Raw genomic sequence first — 16,517 nt, 5'->3', positions numbered from 1 at the left:
GGCGAAGCCCCACGCCCGCACGGGCACAACGGCCCGCACCGCGACGGCGGGCAGAACGGAGAACTGCGATGACCGGTTCACCCGACCGGACCCGGCTGTCACGATCGGTATTCGGCTGCCTCGCAACGGTTATCGTGTTCACGATGCCGGTGGCGGCCTGCTCGTCGCCGACGGCCACCGGGCAGCGGGCAGCGCCCGCTTCCAGGGCGCTGGATTCCGCGACTGCGGGTGATACCGTGCCGCTGGCGTTGGTGATGGCACCCTGGATCACCTGGCAGCATTGGCACGGGACCGGGCTGCCCGCCTCGCCGCGCTGGGGCCCGACCCGAGTCCAGGGTGATGTCGCCACGGGATTCAGTCACACTCCCGAAGGCGCGGTCGTGGCCATGATGCAGCACCAGGCGCGGCTGGCCGGTATCGGCGGCACCGCTTGGGTTTCCGAGGCCCGTGCCATGGCCGTGGTGGCGCCGGCCGACCGGGCGCCGGACCGGCGAGTGCCGACGGGATTCGACTCCGAGGGCGAACTCCCATTGTTCGCCGGATTCCGCTGGGTGTCTTTCAACCCGGACCGCGCGGTGGCGGATCTGGCCCTGCAAGACGGCGACGGGCGATTGCGATCGGTACATGCCACCGAGAAGTGGGTGGGAGCGGACTGGAAGGCCGAACTCCCCGCCAACGGCGGATCGGTGACGCCGCTGCCGGGCCTGGACGGCTTCCAGCCGTGGCCCCGGCTCCCGAGAGGGTAACGGAGGTGCTGCGGCGGCTCGGTCTCGCGGGTCAGGCGGCGGCTGCGGGGCCGGATTCTGCAGTGCGGCAAGGACGGCGCGGTGGGTGAGCCAGCCGACGACGGCATGGCCGCGGGAGTAGAGGACGGGCACTCCGGCCCCCTCGGCACCCGCGAGGATGTCGAGAGCCTCGAGGAGAGTGGATGTTTCGACGACCTCCGGTGGCCTGACGGTCAGGTCGGCGACCGCACGAGCGGTGACGCAGCCGTGGTAACGCTGGTCGGGGCCGGTGACCGGCAGGATTCCGTTGGCCGACAACCACACTGCCCGGCTCGCGGCGTCGAGGGGAGTGTCGGCGGGGATGGGTTCGGGCATGAGTTCCATGACCGAGGCGACGGTGAGACCGTCCATGCGGTCGGCCGTATTATCATGTGCCGCATCGAGATCCACGCCGCAGCTAGTGAGTTTGCGTGTGTAGATGGTGTCCTTCGACAGCACTCGGGAGACCGCGGTGGCGGCGACGATGGCGAGCATGAGCGGCAGGATGATGGTGTACTCGCCGGTCAGCTCGAACAAAACGATGATCGCGGTGATCGCGGCGCGGGTCGCCCCGGTACCCGACCCCGTACATCTGCGGCAGCACCAGCAGCAGCCCGCCGAGCACGAACCCGCCGACCGCGGGCCGTAACCATTCCGGGCCGCGCCGATCCGGTAGTAGCCGGGAATCGTTGTGAGCGAGACACCTTCGCGGACCCGGGCCACGGCGAGCTCGACGACCCCACTCATCTGCTCGGTGATCGGCAACTCGCCGGTCCGCCAGGTATGCAGGAACAGATCCATGTTGGCTCGCGCACCGTGCACGAACTCCGGTTCCGCCATCGCGGCCGGGACCTCCGCATAGCGCGGATCGGGATTTCCGAACCTCCGCTCATCGTGTCTCCCTCGCGCCGGACGTCGATCAGGATCGATCTTCGTCCACTCCGAGGAGATGGGTGGGGGACGGCGACGTGTCGATGAGGGTGCGGCGGAGGTCGTAGTCGTGGAGGTCGGGTGCCGCCGAGAGTCGTGTGCGGAGTTCGGCGGGGGTCCAGGGCCATAGTTGTGGGAGTTCGTCGTTGCCGAGGTACCAGCTGGAACATCCGGTCGCCCAGATGGTTTCGGGCAGGGCGGCGTAGAGCCCGGCGTGGTAGGCGTCGGTGGCGCGGCGGGTGGGGGAGACGGTGTCGAAGAGTTCGTCGCGCCGGCGGTCGATTCAGGCCGCGATGTGCCGTGCCTGCATTTCGGCGATGGCGGTGAGGGAGTAGTTCCCGATGGGGCTGTGCGGGCCCAGGAGCATGAAGAAGTTCGGGAATCCGGGAACGGCCACGGTGAGGTGAGCCTGCGGCCCGTCGCGCCAGGCATCGTCGAGGCCGATCCCGTCGCGCCCGTACAGCCGCATCGGCCGCAGGTAGGCGTGGGCGTCGAACCCGGTGGCCAGCACGATCGCGTCGCACTCGTGCAGGACACCGTCGGTGGTGACGACGCCGCGCTCGGCGATGTGGTCGATGCCGGTATCGACCACGTGCACGGTGCCACGGCGGACGGCACGAAGGAATCCGCCGGAGACGATCAGGCGGCGGCACATCGGTTTATAGTCCGGAGTGAGCATGCGGCGCACATCGGAGTCGTCCACGGTGTGCAGGTTCGCACGGCAGATCGTGCTGAGAAGTGTTCGACGCCAACCGGATCGGATCACCGCGCGGGAGAAGAACTCGAAGAACCGCTCATATCCGTCGTAGCCCAGCCGATCCAGCATCGGCCATCGGCGATGTGCCGCGCGGGTCAGCGCGGAGTAGCGCGGATTCGGCAGTGTCACAACCCAGTTGGCGCTGCGCTGAAACAGGTCCAGCCGGGCGGTGGTCTCGGCGAGAGCGGTGGCGATCTGGACGCCGGTGGACCCTGTGCCTATCACTGCCACGCGCTTGCCCACGACCTCGGCAGCGCGGTCCCATCGTGCCGAGTGCATTACCGGGCCGTGAAAGTCGCCGAGCCCCGGGATGTCCGGGTATCGGGGGACGCGGAGCACGCCGGTTGCCGCGATGAGGAAATCGAAGGTCGCGACCGCGCCGTCGGCGGTGTGCACCTGCCACCGGTTGTCGACGAAGCGTGCCTCGGTGACTTCGGTGTTGAAGCGGAAATGTTGGCGCACATCGAATCTGTCGGCAATGCGACGCAGATAGGCGTGAATGTCGGTGCCGGAGGCGAACACTCGCGTCCAATGCGGATTCGGCGCGAAACTGTACTGATAGAACCGGGCGGGCACATCGCAATACAGGCCGGGGTAGACGTTGTCGCGCCACGTCCCGCCCAGCTCGGATGCCTTCTCGAAGACGGTGATGTCACGAATCCCGCTCCGGCGCAGCATGACTGCCATGCAGACGCCGGACATCCCGCCACCGATAATGCCGACCGCGGGCGTGCGGCGAGGACCGTCGTAGGCGGTGGCCCGGCCGATCGAATCGATCAGCAAGTCGTCGATATTCATGATGACCTCCTTCGAACCGAGTGATTGAGCTGTGCGAAGACGCCTCGTTGCCCAGCTGGCGTCGCCGCCCGGAGTCCGATATCCGAGGCGGCGACACCATGCCCGTGAGACAAGTTCTCTATGAAGGTGGTAGCGGGGGTTGGCAGCCGTCAGGCCGGAATGGACTCTGCCGCCGGTGATTTGGTGACGCGCGGCAGCGCGAACAGCAGCACGAATGCCAGAACGAAACCGGCGGCGACGTACCACAGCGAATAGCCGAAGGCTGTCGGCATGTCGTCGCCGTGGTCAAGACGGCCGAAGAACACCAGCGACGAGAGGGCGATGCCGAGGGCCTGGCCGAGCTGGGTGACGGTGTTGAACAATCCGGACGCCGCGCCCGCAGCGTCGTGCGGAACCGCGGAGAGGGCCATGTCGGTGAGCGGGGCGATGATCGTTCCGAAGCCCAGGCCCATGAGGACGGCCGGAATCGCGGTCTGCGCGACCGACATCGAGGTGCCGTTGTGTGCGACGAGCATGTGGTACAGCAGTGCGCCGCCGACGGTGATCAGTCCACCGGACTGGAGGGCGGTGCGGCCGAAGCGGGGGACCAGGATTTGGGTCGACACACCGGCACCGAGGATCAGTCCGATCGACAGCGGCAGACCGGCCAGCGCCGCCTTGACCGGCGACCAGCCCAGCCCGAGCTGCAGATACAGGATCCAGGCGAGGAAGAACACGCCGGAGGCGAGCCCGAAGCACAGCTGCACGGCCAGCCCGCCGGAGAAGCTGCGCGCCCGGAACAATGCCAGCGGCACCAGCGGCTGACCACCGCGCCGGTCCAGCCACCGTTCGTAGGCGACGAATAGCGCAAGCACCGGCGCCGAACCGGCGAGCATGGCGATCGACCATGCGGGCCAACCGAGTTCGCGGCCCTGAGTCAGCGGCAACATGAGCAGGAACAGTCCGGCGGTCACCAGCGCGACGCCGGGCAAATCGAGCTTCGTGGCCCGCTCGGACTTCGACTCCCGGACGACCAGCGCCCCGATGACGAACACGGCCAGGCCAATCGGCAGATTGACCAGGAAGATGGGCCGCCAGTGCAGGCCGAACAGATTCCCCTCGACCAGGCTCGCCCCGATCAGCGGACCGGCCGTGGTGCCCAGGCCCATGACCGCGCCGTAAATGCCGAACACCTTCGCCCGCTCGTGCTCGGCGAAGCTGACGTGGACGATCGACAGCACCTGCGGCACCATCATCGCCGCCGCCGCGCCCTGCAGCACCCGACCGGCCAGCAGCATCTCGGGACCGGAGGCGACGCCGCACAGCAGCGAGGTGAGAGTGAACGCGGCAATACCGAACAGCAACAGCCGTTTTCGGCCGAACATGTCACCGAGCCGACCGCCGGTCACTAGGCCCAGCGCGAACGCCAGAGCGTAGCCGCCGGTGATCCACTGCACCTGCGCGGCCGTCGCGCCGATATCGTGCTGCAGGCTCGGGATCGCGATATGCACCACGGTCACATCGACCGAGTCCATGAACGCCGCCGCCAACAACACGGCCAAGGCCAGCCACCGCCGTGGATCGGCCTGCACACGGTCTTCGGAGAGGTCAGCGATTGTTGTCATGCAGCGAAAGGTAGGAGGCTATTAGGTCAGCCAAAGACCGGTTAGCCATCGAGTAGCTATGTGACCTGAGTCACCGACGTCGTCGGTTCAGTTCGTACTCGTATGCACTGCATAGTGCAGTAATTGGGCGACTTCGTCGCGATGGGGCGGGGTTTGCGCGGCTAGGCCGAGCAGGATGATTCCGGTCATCGTACTGATCACCACGCGAGAGGCGACCGGATCCAGATACGGGGCCAACGCCTCCAGGGACAATTCGGTGAACCGATCCGCCAGTGCCCGCAGCGCGGGCCTGCGGGCGGCGGCGAGATACAGCTCCAATTCCACCGTCTGCTGCTCGCGCTGCTCTCCGAAACAGGCCATGACCGCGTCGACCAGGGACTCGACCGCCTGGTGCGGGGTGTCGTTCCCGTGCTCGGACGCCCAATCCCGCAGATATCCGGCGTAGCGGTCGACCGCACGCTCGAGCGCCGCGGCAATCAGATCGTCCCGATCGGCAAAGTAATAGGTGGTAGACCCCAACGGCACCCCCGCCGCTTCGGCCGCCGCCCGATGCGTCAGCCCCTCCACACCCCGCTCCGCGAGCACTCGCTCGGCGGCCTCCGCAATGACTTCCCGACGCGGCTTGTCGGTCCGGCGACGACGTTGGGCGGCTGGCGGCATTGGTCCCCTTGCTCCACGACCGGTCCTCGCGGCCGATTATGTACGTATGTACTGTGCAAGGGTACATGCCCTGGGAGACGACTCTCGGGCACCATGATCAATCGGCTGAGGAGCGTGACCGGACTCGAACGCGGAGTCCGCGTGGGCGCAGCATGCCGATGCGGGAGGGCCGGACACGGTCGCCCGCGATCGGCTCCAGCCGCCATCGCCCGGCGATTGTGGCGAGTGCCAGGGTGGTTTCGGTGATGGCGAAGTCGTCGCCGATGCATTTGCGGGTGCCGGAGCCGAAGGGGATCACGCTGGTCCGGGCGATGGCGGCGGCGCGGTCGGGCTGCTCGTATCGGTCGGGGCGGTGATGGACCTGGTAGGTATCGACCTCGGTATGCAGGCGGTTCTGTACCTCCGGATGCGTGGCGACCAGATGTATCGCCCAGGCCAGCGTATCGGCGGTGGTTTCGGTGCCCGCGAGGAAGAACGACACGACCTGATCGGAGATCTCGGCATCGGTCAGCGGTCGGCCGGATACCGGATGGCGGGCCGCCAGCAGCAGCGAAATCAGCTCGTCGCCGACGCGGTTCCGGCGATCGGCCACGATCGCGTCCACAGTGTCGCGTAACCGTTGTCGCGCACGGTCGTAGCGGCGTTTGCCCCGTGTCGGCAGTCGATCCAGCAGCGGCGGGATCATCATGCGGCGGCCGACCCCAGTGGTGACGGTTTGCAGATCGTGATGGGCCATGCGCAGCACATCATCGGGGAGCGACCCGCAAAGAAGGGTGGCCACAAGGGTTTTCGAGGTAATCGCCGACATCTCGGCGAGCACGGCGAGGACCTGCCCGTCGCCCCATCCGTCGACGATCGTGCCGATCTGCTCGATCATGGTCGGCGCGTAGGCGGCCACCCGGGTAGCGGTGAAGGTCGGCTGTAGCAGACGCCGCTGCCAGCGATGCTCACTGTGCGGGCAATTGCCCAGACCCTCACCGGTCACCTCGCGGACCCGGTCGAACAGCACGCCGCCACGGCCGAAGGTGGCATCGTCGAGCAGGATGGTTCGCACCAGTTCGGGATCGCAGACGAAATCGACTGGGGCGGGGCCGAACCGGACCTCGACCACATCACCATGGGCAGGCAGGTCGGACAGAAACCTCGAGGGATCGCCCAGCATCCGGCGAGCATGACCGAGGCCGGGAATGGCGCCGGGGACACGAGGGATGCTGTCCTGGCCAGCCGTATCCATCACTCGCACTCCTTACTCGCATAGAGGCGGATAGCGAATCGCGAGAATCGGACGAGCACGTGCACACACCGTGGACAGCCGACGGCCACACCGACCGGGCATGGCAGGGTTCATCGGCCGCTCGATGTGCACCGGATCCACCTGGCCGCACTGTTCTCGCGAGGGCATGCGCATTCTTGTCGCGGACGATGCCGTCGATCGTGTCCCGGGGACTCCGGCCCGAGCGGTTCCAGCACGTCACCGCCCCCATACCCCGGTGGGCCACGGCTGTGTGCATCCCTGCGGTCGACGCGGAGCGGCATGACGAAGACCACATCCAGCCAATCTCGGGCAAACAGGTCCATAGAGGACCTATTGGCTTTCTACCTTGTGTTTTGTGCGCCGTGAACTCGATATCGGCGACACGAGTTGAACACGAAGCATTCAGGAGGTACACGGATGAACGCCATGTCACCCGGTCAGGTCTGCTGGTTCGAGTTCCTCACCGCCGATCCGGCGACGATCGAGAAGTTCTATGGGCAGCTGCTCGGCTGGACCGTCGTCTCCGGCCCGCTGTCCCCGGATCTGCGGATCTACGCCCACAGTGCCGTCTTGCCGATGGGGTCGATCAGCGAAACCGCTTCCGGCGGTGAGCATCTTCGCGTCGGTGTCGCATCGGCCGATGTCGCCTCCGACGCCGCGCGGCTGACGAGACTCGGCGCGTCGATCGCGGAACCGGCGACGGAGGACTCCGCTGTTGTGGCCGACCCGCTCGGCCATACCTTCACGCTGTCGTCCGACCCGCTCGGCTCGATCGAGTTCCCGCCTGGCCGCGGTTCGATGGCGTGGTTCGAACTCGGCACCGCCGACCCCCGCGCCGTCGAATCGTTCTACACCGAGGCATTCGGCTGGCGCTTCGAATTCGACCAGAACGCGGGCAAGGCGTACTACAACATCTTCACCGGCCCGCAATGGCCGATCGGAGGCATGTACGACCTCGGCCCCGACGGCCCGGAGTATTTCATTCCCTGCTACCTCGTGGACGATGTGCCCGCGCTCGGCGAGGCGGCCGAAAAGCTCGGCGGCGCAGTCGAATCCGGTCCCGACGGTTGCCCGGACGGACTGATGTACTCCCGCATCATCGACCCCGGCGGCAACCGTTTCGAACTGTTCTCCAACCCGGGAATGTGACCGAAGACCTCGGGCAGTGGTGCCAACCAGAAGGAGAACGGACCATGGGTAGCGACACCGTCATTCGTCGGCTTGCGCCGAGTGAGGTCGGTGAATTCGCCGCGACGACGGCCGTCACCTTGGTGCCCTTCTGCGCTCACCCCGACCGCACCGATGTCGTCGCCCTCGCCCGCGATATCGGCGACCGGCTCACTGTGGGGATGACCGATGGCGGCATACAACGTCGTGCGCTCGGCACCACTGGGCCGCCGGAGAACCACCGGACGGTCCCGGTGGTCAACTCGTCGAACTGGGGCAAGATCCCCGACTTCACCGCGCCCAGGGGGATCACGGTCGAAGACTTCCGGCGCGCGGGCTTTTCGCTGGCCATCTCCACCGCGCTCGAGCCGTTCTACATCATCACCAGTTTCGCGGGACGGCTCGGTATCCACATCGGCGCCTCGACCGTGGCCGATATCGCATCGGCCCAGCGCAGGGCCGCCGCCGTGGTCGATGAACTGAACGGCATCGTGGCTGCGGCGAGTAGCTGAAGGGAGCGCCCACGACATGACGCACTTGTTCGACATCGAGGGAACCGCGCGAGACGAGGTATCGCCCTTCGGCGGCATGACTTTTCACGAGGTGCGCGCCAAGACGATGCTCAACCGTTTGGCGGGCGCTACCGCGGGCGGAATGGGCTGGACGCTGAATCCGTATCGGGGCTGTGCCCACGGCTGCACGTACTGTTTCGCCCGGACCGGGCACCAGCATCTCGGATTCGGCATCACCGAGGATTTCAGCAAACAGATCGTGGTGAAAACCAATGCCGCCGAGGTATTGCGGGCGGAGTTGCGGCGCGGGCGCGTCCGTGATGATTGGGTGATGGTGGGCACCTCGACCGACTGTTATCAGCGCGCCGAGGGCCGGTATCGGTTGATGCCCGAGATTCTGCGTGTGCTGGCCGAGTATCGGATCAGGTTCACCACGACCACGAAAAGTGCTCTGCTGCTTCGGGATATCGAGTTGTTCGCGCGGGCGGCCGAGCGGGCGGACGTGCTGGTTATGACCTCGCTCGGCTCGCTCGACGACCGGGTCCGGCGCGTGTTCGAACCGGCGGCGTCCCCACCGAAGGCCCGATTGAACATCGTCCGGACCCTCCGTGCCGCCGGTATCCCTGCGGGCGTGCTCATCGCTCCGATCATTCCGCACGCGGGCGACCACCCCGCGGCCCTCGACGCCTTGGTCGACGCTTGCGTGGATGCTGGTGCGGTGACGGTCTTTCCGGATGTCATGCGCATAAAGGCGGCGCTGCGCCCCTGGTTCCTCGAGCAGGCCGCCGCCACCGTGCCACCGGATCTGGCGCGGCGGCTGACCGACAGTTACGGCCGTCATCGGAGCATGCCGGACGACTACATCGACCGGGTCACCGCACACGTCCACGCACGGGCACGGCGGCACGGCCTGCCCACCTGGTCGGAATACATCGCCGCGCACAGCGCCCCCATACCCCAGGAGGAGCGCCAATTACGGCTCCTCTGAACGACTTCAGGCCCCCACCAACCGAACCTTCACGGCGTGACCGGGTCGTTTCCGGTGGGGTCCGCGGTCCCGGCGAGTGCCCGCTCACCGATGGCGCGCACCAGTGGAGCGATGTCGGGTGGGTCGAGCACGGTGTAGGGCATGGGGAGCAGGGTGATGTTGAAGGCGACGTATTCGGGTCGGTCGGGGTAGGTGGTGAGAATGCAGGTGCCGTCGTCGGCGGCTTCGAGAATGCCCTGTCGCGCGCCGACATGATCGCGGGCGACGTCGATGGGTTCGTGCAGGAGTACGCGGGCCTGGACGGTGCCGGTGCGTTGCAGGGAGCGGGTGAGCCAGGCCGCGGCGTCGGCGCCGTCGGGCAGTTCCCGGGCGGGCACGCGGACGCCGGTGCGGTGTACGGCGGTGATGCGGTCGACGCGGAAGGTGCGCCAGTCGGCGCGGTCGCTGTCGAACGCGACCAGATACCAGCGACGTCCGGCCGACACCAGCCGATGCGGTTCGACGAAACGCTTGGTGACCTCGTCGTCGGCCTTGGTGTAGGTGAAGCGGACCTTCTCGTGGGCGGCGCACGAGGAGGCCAGGGCGGCAAGGGTTTCCGGATCAACAGAGACGGTCGCGGTGGCGGGCAGCACGACGGCGGCGTGCGAGAGGTCGGCGAGGCGGCGACGCAACCGGCTGGGAAGCACCTGCTCGAGTTTGGCCAAGGCCCGAAGGGAGGCGTCCTCGATCCCGGTGACCGCCGCGGTCGCGCCGGTACGCAGGCCGATGGCAATGGCGACCGCTTCCTCGTCGTCGAGCACCAGCGGCGGCATGGCGGTCCCGGCGACCAGGCGATAGCCGCCGACATTGCCCTGGGTGGCGTGCACGGGGTAACCGAGTTCCCGCAGGCGTTCGACGTCGCGGCGGATCGTGCGCGGGGTCACGCCGAGTCGTTCGGCGAGTTCGATGCCGGTCCATTCGCGTGGTGATTGCAGCAGCGACAGCAGGTGCAGCAGTCGGCCCGACGGATCTCGCATGTCTTCATCCTGACGCATCAACAGGTCAGTCGGTGACCTATTGGCTTCGTAGTGTCGCGCACGAGCGCCGGATCACGGTGCCGGTGTCGATAGGGAAAGGAGGGTGCGTGGCTGCCGGGAGGAAGATGGCCGATCCGGTGCATCGGATCGAGATCGAGGGCGTCCGCGAGCACAATCTGAAGAACATCTCGGTGGCGATTCCGAAGAATGCGCTCACGGTGTTCACCGGGGTGTCGGGTTCCGGGAAGTCGTCGCTGGCGTTCGCCACCATCGCGGTGGAATCGCAGCGGCAGTTGAACGAGACCTATACGACGTTCGTGCGAAACCGGTTGCCGCGGTATGAGAAACCCGATGTCGACCGGATCGAGGGGCTGACGACCGCGGTGGTGGTCGATCAGAAACCGATTGGCGGCAATGCCCGGTCGACGGTCGGCACGGCCACCGATATCTATTCGATCATCCGGGTGCTGTTCTCCCGGGCGGGTGAGCCGTCGGCCGGGATGGCGACGGTGTATTCGTTCAACACCCCGGAAGGCGCGTGCCCGCGGTGCGACGGTCTCGGCCGGGTGATGACGGTGAATCTGGACGCCATGATCGACACGTCGCTGTCGCTCAACGCAGGGGCCTTGCGGTTTCCGTTGTTCGCGGTCGGCACGGTGCAGTGGCACATGTTCGCCCAGTCGGGTCTGTTCGACCTGGACAAGCCGTTGTCGCGCTACAGCGAGGCCGAATGGAAGAACCTGATCGACGGCTCCGACGACGAGGTGAAGATCCGGACCGCGGGCGGAGCCATGACCACCTATGAGGGACTGGTCGCCAAATTCCGTCGCCTGTATCTCAACCGAGATCTGTCCGCGTTGTCCGCCCGCACTCGGAAGGCGGTCGAGCGGTTCACCACTCGGGGGCCGTGTCCGGAGTGCGGTGGTGCCCGGCTGAACCGGGCGGCACTGAAAACAGAGATCAACGGCCGTACGATCGCCGACTACGTGACCATGGAGGTGACCGAGCTGATCGAGGTGCTCGGCACGATCGATCATCCGCTCGGCACCCCGCTGGCGGAGCAGGCCATCGCCGGACTGCGGCGCCTCGACGACATCGGTCTGGGCTATCTGACCCTCGGCCGGGAAACGCCGACCCTGTCCGGCGGTGAGGCGCAGCGGCTGAAGATGGTGCGGTTTCTCGGCTCGTCGCTGACCGGGATGACCTACATATTCGACGAACCCAGCGTGGGCCTGCATCCCCGCGATGTGAGCCGGATGAACACGCTGCTGCGGGAATTGCGGGACAAGGGCAACACGGTGCTCGTCGTGGAACACGACCGCGACGTCATCGCCATCGCCGACCATATCGTCGATCTGGGCCCGGCCGCGGGGGTGCACGGCGGCGAAATCGTCTACCAAGGCGACTACCCGGGCCTGCGCGCAAGCGACACCGTCACCGGTGCAGCGCTACGCCGCCGCGGTCGGCTGAAGGACGAATGTCGTTCTCCCACCGGGTATCTGCGTATCGAACACGCGAACCTGCACAATCTGCGCGATATCAGCGTGGATATTCCGACCGGGGTGCTGACCGTGTTCACCGGAGTGGCGGGCTCGGGCAAATCCACACTGGTGTCGGAGGTTTTCGCCGCCCGCCATCCGGAAGCGGTCATGGTCGATCAGGCCGGGATCGCGTCGTCGTCACGCTCGACCGCGGTCAGCCATCTCGGCGTCATGGATAGCATCCGCGCGGCGTTCGCCACCGCGAACAGTGTTGACGCCGGGCTGTTTTCATTCAACAGCACAGGCGCATGCCGGGAGTGCGGCGGCCGCGGCGAGGTCACGGCGGACATGGCGTTCATGGATCCGGTGACGACACTGTGCGAGCGCTGCCGCGGAACCCGCTACGACCCCGACGTTCTCGCCTACACGCTGCATGGCAGGGACATCGTGCAGGTATTGGCATCGACCGCCGACGAGGCCATGTCGTTCTTCACCGACCGCACCCTACGCGCCAGGATCGGTTCGCTGGTCGAGGTCGGGCTCGGCTATCTCACCCTGGGCCAGCCATTGTCGACGTTGTCCGGCGGAGAACGCCAGCGGCTGAAGCTGGCCGGTGAACTCGGCAGGTCCGGCGGAATCTACATTCTGGACGAGCCCACCACCGGATTGCACATGTCCGACATCGGCACCCTGCTGACATTGCTCGATCGCCTCGTCGACGCGGGCAACACCGTTGTGGTGATCGAGCACGACCTCGATGTGATCGAACACGCCGACCACATCATCGACCTCGGCCCCGACGGCGGACGGCACGGCGGCCGCGTCGTCTTCCAGGGCACCCCGGCCGACCTGCTGCGCGCGGAGACGTTCACCGCCGAGTATGTCCGCCGCGACCTGGCCGGACAGCGGTGAGGAACCCCACCCGCCAATTCCCTGATCAATAGGACTTTCACTGACCTATTGGGTTTCTACCTTGGCCATGTCAGGACGTTTCGATCTACCGGCGAAGGGAGTGGGCCGATGGGCCGTCATCCGGTGACGCTGACCGAGCAGGCGAATCTGACCGTGTGTCCACCGGCGCCGTTCCACTTCGACACCACCACGTCCAAGCCGTCCACGCTGCCCGATCCGACGACCGTACACGAGCCCGGCGTGCACTGGCAGACAGTGCGATGGGGTGATCAGGTACTGGGAATTCGGTTGAACGACAACGGAACGCGTGAGGATCCCAAACTGGGTGTCACGGTGTTCGCCGAGCGGGCACTGCCACCGGCGGTGGTCGAGTCGATCGGATTCGAACTGCGCTGGCGCTACGACCTGGACACCGACCTGTCCTGGTTCTGTCGGCGCTTCGCCGCGGATCCGGCCCTGTCCGGGCCGATCGAGCGCATCGGCGGGATGCGGGTGAGTTGCGCGTTCTCGCTGTATGAATGGGTGAGCGTGCTGGCGCTGCTGCAGATGGCCACCGCCGGACGCATCAGCGCGATGGTTGGATCGGTGTTCGACGCGTACGGCCGGGTGGTCCAGTTCGATGGCCGACGGCTGCATGCATTCTGGGAACCACACGCCATCGCCACCGCCGGTGAGGCGCCGTTGCGGGCGATGAAGCTCGGTTATCGCGCCAAATCCCTTGTCCGCATCGCCAACTCGGTGCTCGACGGCGATTTCGACGAGAACGCGATCCGGGTGATGGACCGGGACCGGGCCCGCGCCGCCCTGCTGAAGCTGTATGGGATCGGCCCGGCGTCGGTGGGGTATCTGATGTTTCAGACCTTCCACCATTACGACGCCTTCGACGTCGTGCCGCCGTGGGAGACCAAGCTGTACTCGCGGCTGCTGTACGACACCGAATCCGTTCCGGCAGAAGACATCCTGACCGATATGACCGCACGGTACGGCCGCTGGCGCGCACTGGCCGGAGCGTATCTGCTCGAAGACCTGTTCCTGCGCCATCAGCATGACCCCATCGACTGGCTGGCCGCGGAAATTCGCATGTGAACACCCGTCGGAATCCCCGGCGCGGCAACGGAAAACGACCATGGAGGAAACGATGAACGCTCTGACACCCGGACAGATCGTCTGGTTCGAGATCAGCACCCGAGACGCGGAACCGGCGCAGACGTTCTACTCCCGGCTGCTAGGCTGGACCTACGAGCTGGACCCGGACTCATCGATCGACGGCCGCCGCTACATCCGCATCATCGCGTCCAACGCCCCGTTCCCAATGGGCGCCCTCTTCGAAACCCCCGCCGCCACCGAGCAGATCAACGTGTCCATCCTGTCCACCGACGTCGCCGCCGACGTCACCCGACTCACGAAACTCGGTGCGACCGTGATGATTCCGGCCACGCAGGTCGGCGACGTGACCTGGTTCGCCGTCCTCGCCGACCCGCAGGGCAACCCCTTCTCGCTGTTCTCCCGCAGCACGAGCGAAAGATTCGAGGAACGCATGGAGGCAGGGGAGGACTACATGGTCCAGGCCGCCGCCAAACCCGCGCGGGGTTCGATGGCCTGGTTCGAGGTCGGAACCACCGACCCCAAGGCCACGCAATCCTTCTACACGCAGGCGTTCGGCTGGCGTTTCGAGTTCGACGACACCGCGGGCGGCAAGCAGTACTACAACATCTTCACCGGCAACGAATGGCCCTCCGGCGGGATGTACGACCTCGGCCCGAACGGCGCCGACTATCTGGTGCCCTCGTTCCTGGTCGGCGATGTCCCCGAGGTGAGCGAACTCGCCGAAAACCTCGGAGCGGTGGTCGAATTCGGCCCCGACACCAACCCGGACGGCCTGGTCTACGCACGCATCGTCGACCCGACCGGCAACCGATTCGAAGTGTTCTCCAACCCGGGAATGTGACGCACGATTCGAAGGAGGGGCCTCATGAAGATCGCCTTGCTGGGAACAGGTTTCGGCCAAGCGCACGCCGCCGTCTATGCCACACGCGACGTCGAGGTGACGGTATTCGGCCGCCGCCCCGAGGTGCTACGGTCGCTGGCCGATCGCTACGGTTTCGCCACGACCACCGATCTCGACTCGGTATTTGCCGATCCCGCCATCGAACTCATCGATATCTGCCTGCCGACCGACATGCACTCCGACACCGTGCTGCGCGCGGTGGACGCGGGCAAACACGTGCTCACCGAGCTGCCGCTGGCCACCGATACGGCAGCGGCGAAGAAGGTCGCCGAAGCCGCGGAGGCGAGTGATCGGCAGGTCTTCGTCGACATGTACGACCGGTTCCTGCCCGCGAATCAACTGCTGTTCGACGCGGTCTCCTCGTGGAAGTACGGTCGGCTCGAGCATCTGGCCGTGGAGCAGGCCACCGCCCTGCTGTGGCCGGGGGTCAGCCTCGGTGTGGACGCGATCCCGCTCGATATGATGCACGGCGATATCGATCTCATCGTCCAAACCCTCGGCGTCCCCGCCACTCTCGACATCACCGCGACCGCATGCGGTCCCGATACGGGGGTGGTGGAGGCCGTCCTCGGCTACCCGGCCGCGTCGGCCCGGTGCTCGGCGTCCTCCCGCATGCCCATGCCCTACGGATCGCGTGGCGGCTACCGCGCCACCTTCACCGACGGTGTTCTCGACGCGGCCTTCACCCAGGGCTTCGACGGCAAACCCACCGCCACGGTCACCACCTACACATCCAAGGGCGAGGAGACGACACAGCTCCCGGCGGCCGATCCCTACTCGGCGATGATCGACCACGTCCTGGCCTGTCTGCACGGCCGAGCCACCAACCGGATCGGCCCGGACACGGTGCTGGGCACCCTCGCGGTGACCCTGGACATCGACGCCATCGTCAACCCGCGATGAGCCCGGCGTCGCTGCCGAGGCTCGGGCTGGGCACCTGGCAGATCAAGGGTGACAACGCCTATCGCGCCGTCCGCCACGCCCTCGAGGTCGGCTACCGGCATATCGACACCGCCCAGCTGTACGGCAACGAAGATCAGGTCGGCCGCGCCCTCCGGGACAGCGGGATCGACCGCGAGGAGGTCTTCGTCACCACGAAATACCCGCAGCGCACACCGGGCGGCGAAACCGAAGCCCTCACCGCGAGCCTGCGAGCGTTGGGCCTGGAGCGAGTGGACCTGTGGCTCATGCATTTTCCGCTGAAGAGCCCCGAGGACAACGCTCGGGTGTGGGACCGATTTTCGGTCGCGTCCACCGGGCGGGCCGATGCGATCGGTGTCAGCAACCACAGCATCGAGCAGCTCGACGCGCTCGTCGCGGCGACCGGACGAGCGCCCGCGGTGAATCAGATCAGATTCAACCCGGCGCTCTACGACCCGACGCTCGTTGCCGCCCATCGTGAACGCGGAATCCTCCTGGAGGGCCACAGCCCGCTGCGCCGCCCCACGCTGACCCATCCGATCCTGACCGGGATCGCCGACCGGCACCGAGCGAGTAGCGCGCAGGTGCTCCTGGCGTGGCACTTTGCTCACGACATCCCGGCGATTCCGAAATCGGTTCACGTCGAGCGCATTACGGAGAATTTTGGTGCGCTCGACGTGAGGCTGTCGGAATCCGAGGTATCCGCGATCGATGCTCTCGGGAAGATGTGACCGCCGGTCCGGA

General features: G+C 66.6%; 13 protein-coding genes and 2 pseudogenes. 9 read left to right on the top strand and 6 right to left on the bottom strand.

Annotation, left to right across the window (positions count from 1 at the left end):
* Positions 1-68 precede the first annotated feature (68 nt).
* Positions 69-746: a DUF8175 domain-containg protein gene (locus tag HPY32_RS46980; protein WP_067586270.1), complete on the top strand. Its 678-nt coding sequence runs from the start codon at positions 69-71 to the stop codon at positions 744-746.
* A 531-nt stretch (positions 747-1,277) separates the two neighbouring features.
* On the opposite strand, the pseudogene HPY32_RS46975 reads toward HPY32_RS46980, so the two are convergent.
* The 5 genes and pseudogenes from HPY32_RS46975 to HPY32_RS42695 all read right to left on the bottom strand — a co-directional run.
* Positions 1,278-1,511: pseudogene (locus tag HPY32_RS46975) on the bottom strand (hypothetical protein); the annotation flags it as partial.
* 172 nt (positions 1,512-1,683) lie between these two features.
* Positions 1,684-3,249: pseudogene (locus HPY32_RS42710) on the bottom strand (flavin-containing monooxygenase).
* Between the two features lie 149 nt (positions 3,250-3,398).
* Entirely contained in the window at positions 3,399-4,853 is a 1,455-nt protein-coding gene (locus tag HPY32_RS42705; RefSeq protein ID WP_082871231.1) for an MFS transporter, read from the bottom strand.
* 87 nt (positions 4,854-4,940) lie between these two features.
* On the bottom strand, positions 4,941-5,513 hold the full coding sequence (locus tag HPY32_RS42700) for a TetR/AcrR family transcriptional regulator (RefSeq protein WP_067586279.1): 573 nt from the start codon (positions 5,511-5,513) through the stop codon (positions 4,941-4,943).
* Positions 5,514-5,610: 97 nt separating this feature from the next.
* The gene (locus HPY32_RS42695) at positions 5,611-6,747 is read right to left on the bottom strand and encodes a cytochrome P450 (protein ID WP_067586282.1); all 1,137 of its coding nucleotides are present in this window, start codon (positions 6,745-6,747) and stop codon (positions 5,611-5,613) included.
* Positions 6,748-7,185: 438 nt separating this feature from the next.
* Between HPY32_RS42695 and HPY32_RS42690 the strand changes: the two genes are divergently transcribed.
* The 3 genes from HPY32_RS42690 to HPY32_RS42680 are packed head-to-tail and all read left to right on the top strand — an operon-like array spanning position 7,186 to position 9,435.
* Complete coding sequence (locus HPY32_RS42690; RefSeq protein WP_067586292.1) at positions 7,186-7,917, top strand: VOC family protein; 732 nt, start codon at positions 7,186-7,188, stop codon at positions 7,915-7,917.
* 44 nt (positions 7,918-7,961) lie between these two features.
* Positions 7,962-8,447 (top strand): phthiocerol/phthiodiolone dimycocerosyl transferase family protein, encoded by a 486-nt coding sequence (locus HPY32_RS42685; RefSeq protein ID WP_171983307.1) that lies wholly within the window; start codon positions 7,962-7,964, stop codon positions 8,445-8,447.
* A gap of 16 nt (positions 8,448-8,463) precedes the next feature.
* The gene (locus tag HPY32_RS42680; protein WP_067586298.1) at positions 8,464-9,435 is read left to right on the top strand and encodes a radical SAM protein; all 972 of its coding nucleotides are present in this window, start codon (positions 8,464-8,466) and stop codon (positions 9,433-9,435) included.
* Between the two features lie 29 nt (positions 9,436-9,464).
* On the opposite strand, the gene HPY32_RS42675 is transcribed toward HPY32_RS42680, so the two are convergent.
* A complete protein-coding gene (locus tag HPY32_RS42675) occupies positions 9,465-10,451 on the bottom strand; it encodes a helix-turn-helix transcriptional regulator (RefSeq protein ID WP_067586301.1) in 987 nt (328 codons plus the stop codon).
* A 107-nt stretch (positions 10,452-10,558) separates the two neighbouring features.
* Here HPY32_RS42675 and HPY32_RS42670 point away from each other — a divergent pair, with 107 nt between their 5' ends.
* The 5 genes from HPY32_RS42670 to HPY32_RS42650 all read left to right on the top strand — a co-directional run bounded on the left by HPY32_RS42670 (position 10,559) and on the right by HPY32_RS42650 (position 16,504).
* Positions 10,559-12,844 carry an ATP-binding cassette domain-containing protein gene (locus HPY32_RS42670; protein WP_309247583.1) on the top strand — a complete coding sequence of 762 codons (2,286 nt, stop codon included), beginning with the start codon at positions 10,559-10,561 and terminating at the stop codon, positions 12,842-12,844.
* 108 nt (positions 12,845-12,952) lie between these two features.
* Complete coding sequence (locus HPY32_RS42665) at positions 12,953-13,930, top strand: DNA-3-methyladenine glycosylase family protein (RefSeq protein ID WP_067586304.1); 978 nt, start codon at positions 12,953-12,955, stop codon at positions 13,928-13,930.
* Between the two features lie 52 nt (positions 13,931-13,982).
* Positions 13,983-14,792 carry a VOC family protein gene (locus HPY32_RS42660; RefSeq protein WP_067595528.1) on the top strand — a complete coding sequence of 270 codons (810 nt, stop codon included), beginning with the start codon at positions 13,983-13,985 and terminating at the stop codon, positions 14,790-14,792.
* Between the two features lie 24 nt (positions 14,793-14,816).
* Complete coding sequence (locus HPY32_RS42655) at positions 14,817-15,755, top strand: Gfo/Idh/MocA family protein (protein WP_067586307.1); 939 nt, start codon at positions 14,817-14,819, stop codon at positions 15,753-15,755.
* Positions 15,752-16,504 carry an aldo/keto reductase gene (locus HPY32_RS42650; RefSeq protein WP_067586310.1) on the top strand — a complete coding sequence of 251 codons (753 nt, stop codon included), beginning with the start codon at positions 15,752-15,754 and terminating at the stop codon, positions 16,502-16,504. Before HPY32_RS42655 ends, HPY32_RS42650 begins: the two co-directional genes overlap by 4 nt.
* The last annotated feature ends 13 nt before the right edge of the window (positions 16,505-16,517 follow it).

It is taken from the genome of Nocardia terpenica (assembly GCF_013186535.1).
Taxonomy (GTDB): Bacteria; Actinomycetota; Actinomycetes; order Mycobacteriales; family Mycobacteriaceae; genus Nocardia; species Nocardia terpenica.
This window is presented reverse-complemented; position numbering and strand designations above follow the sequence as displayed.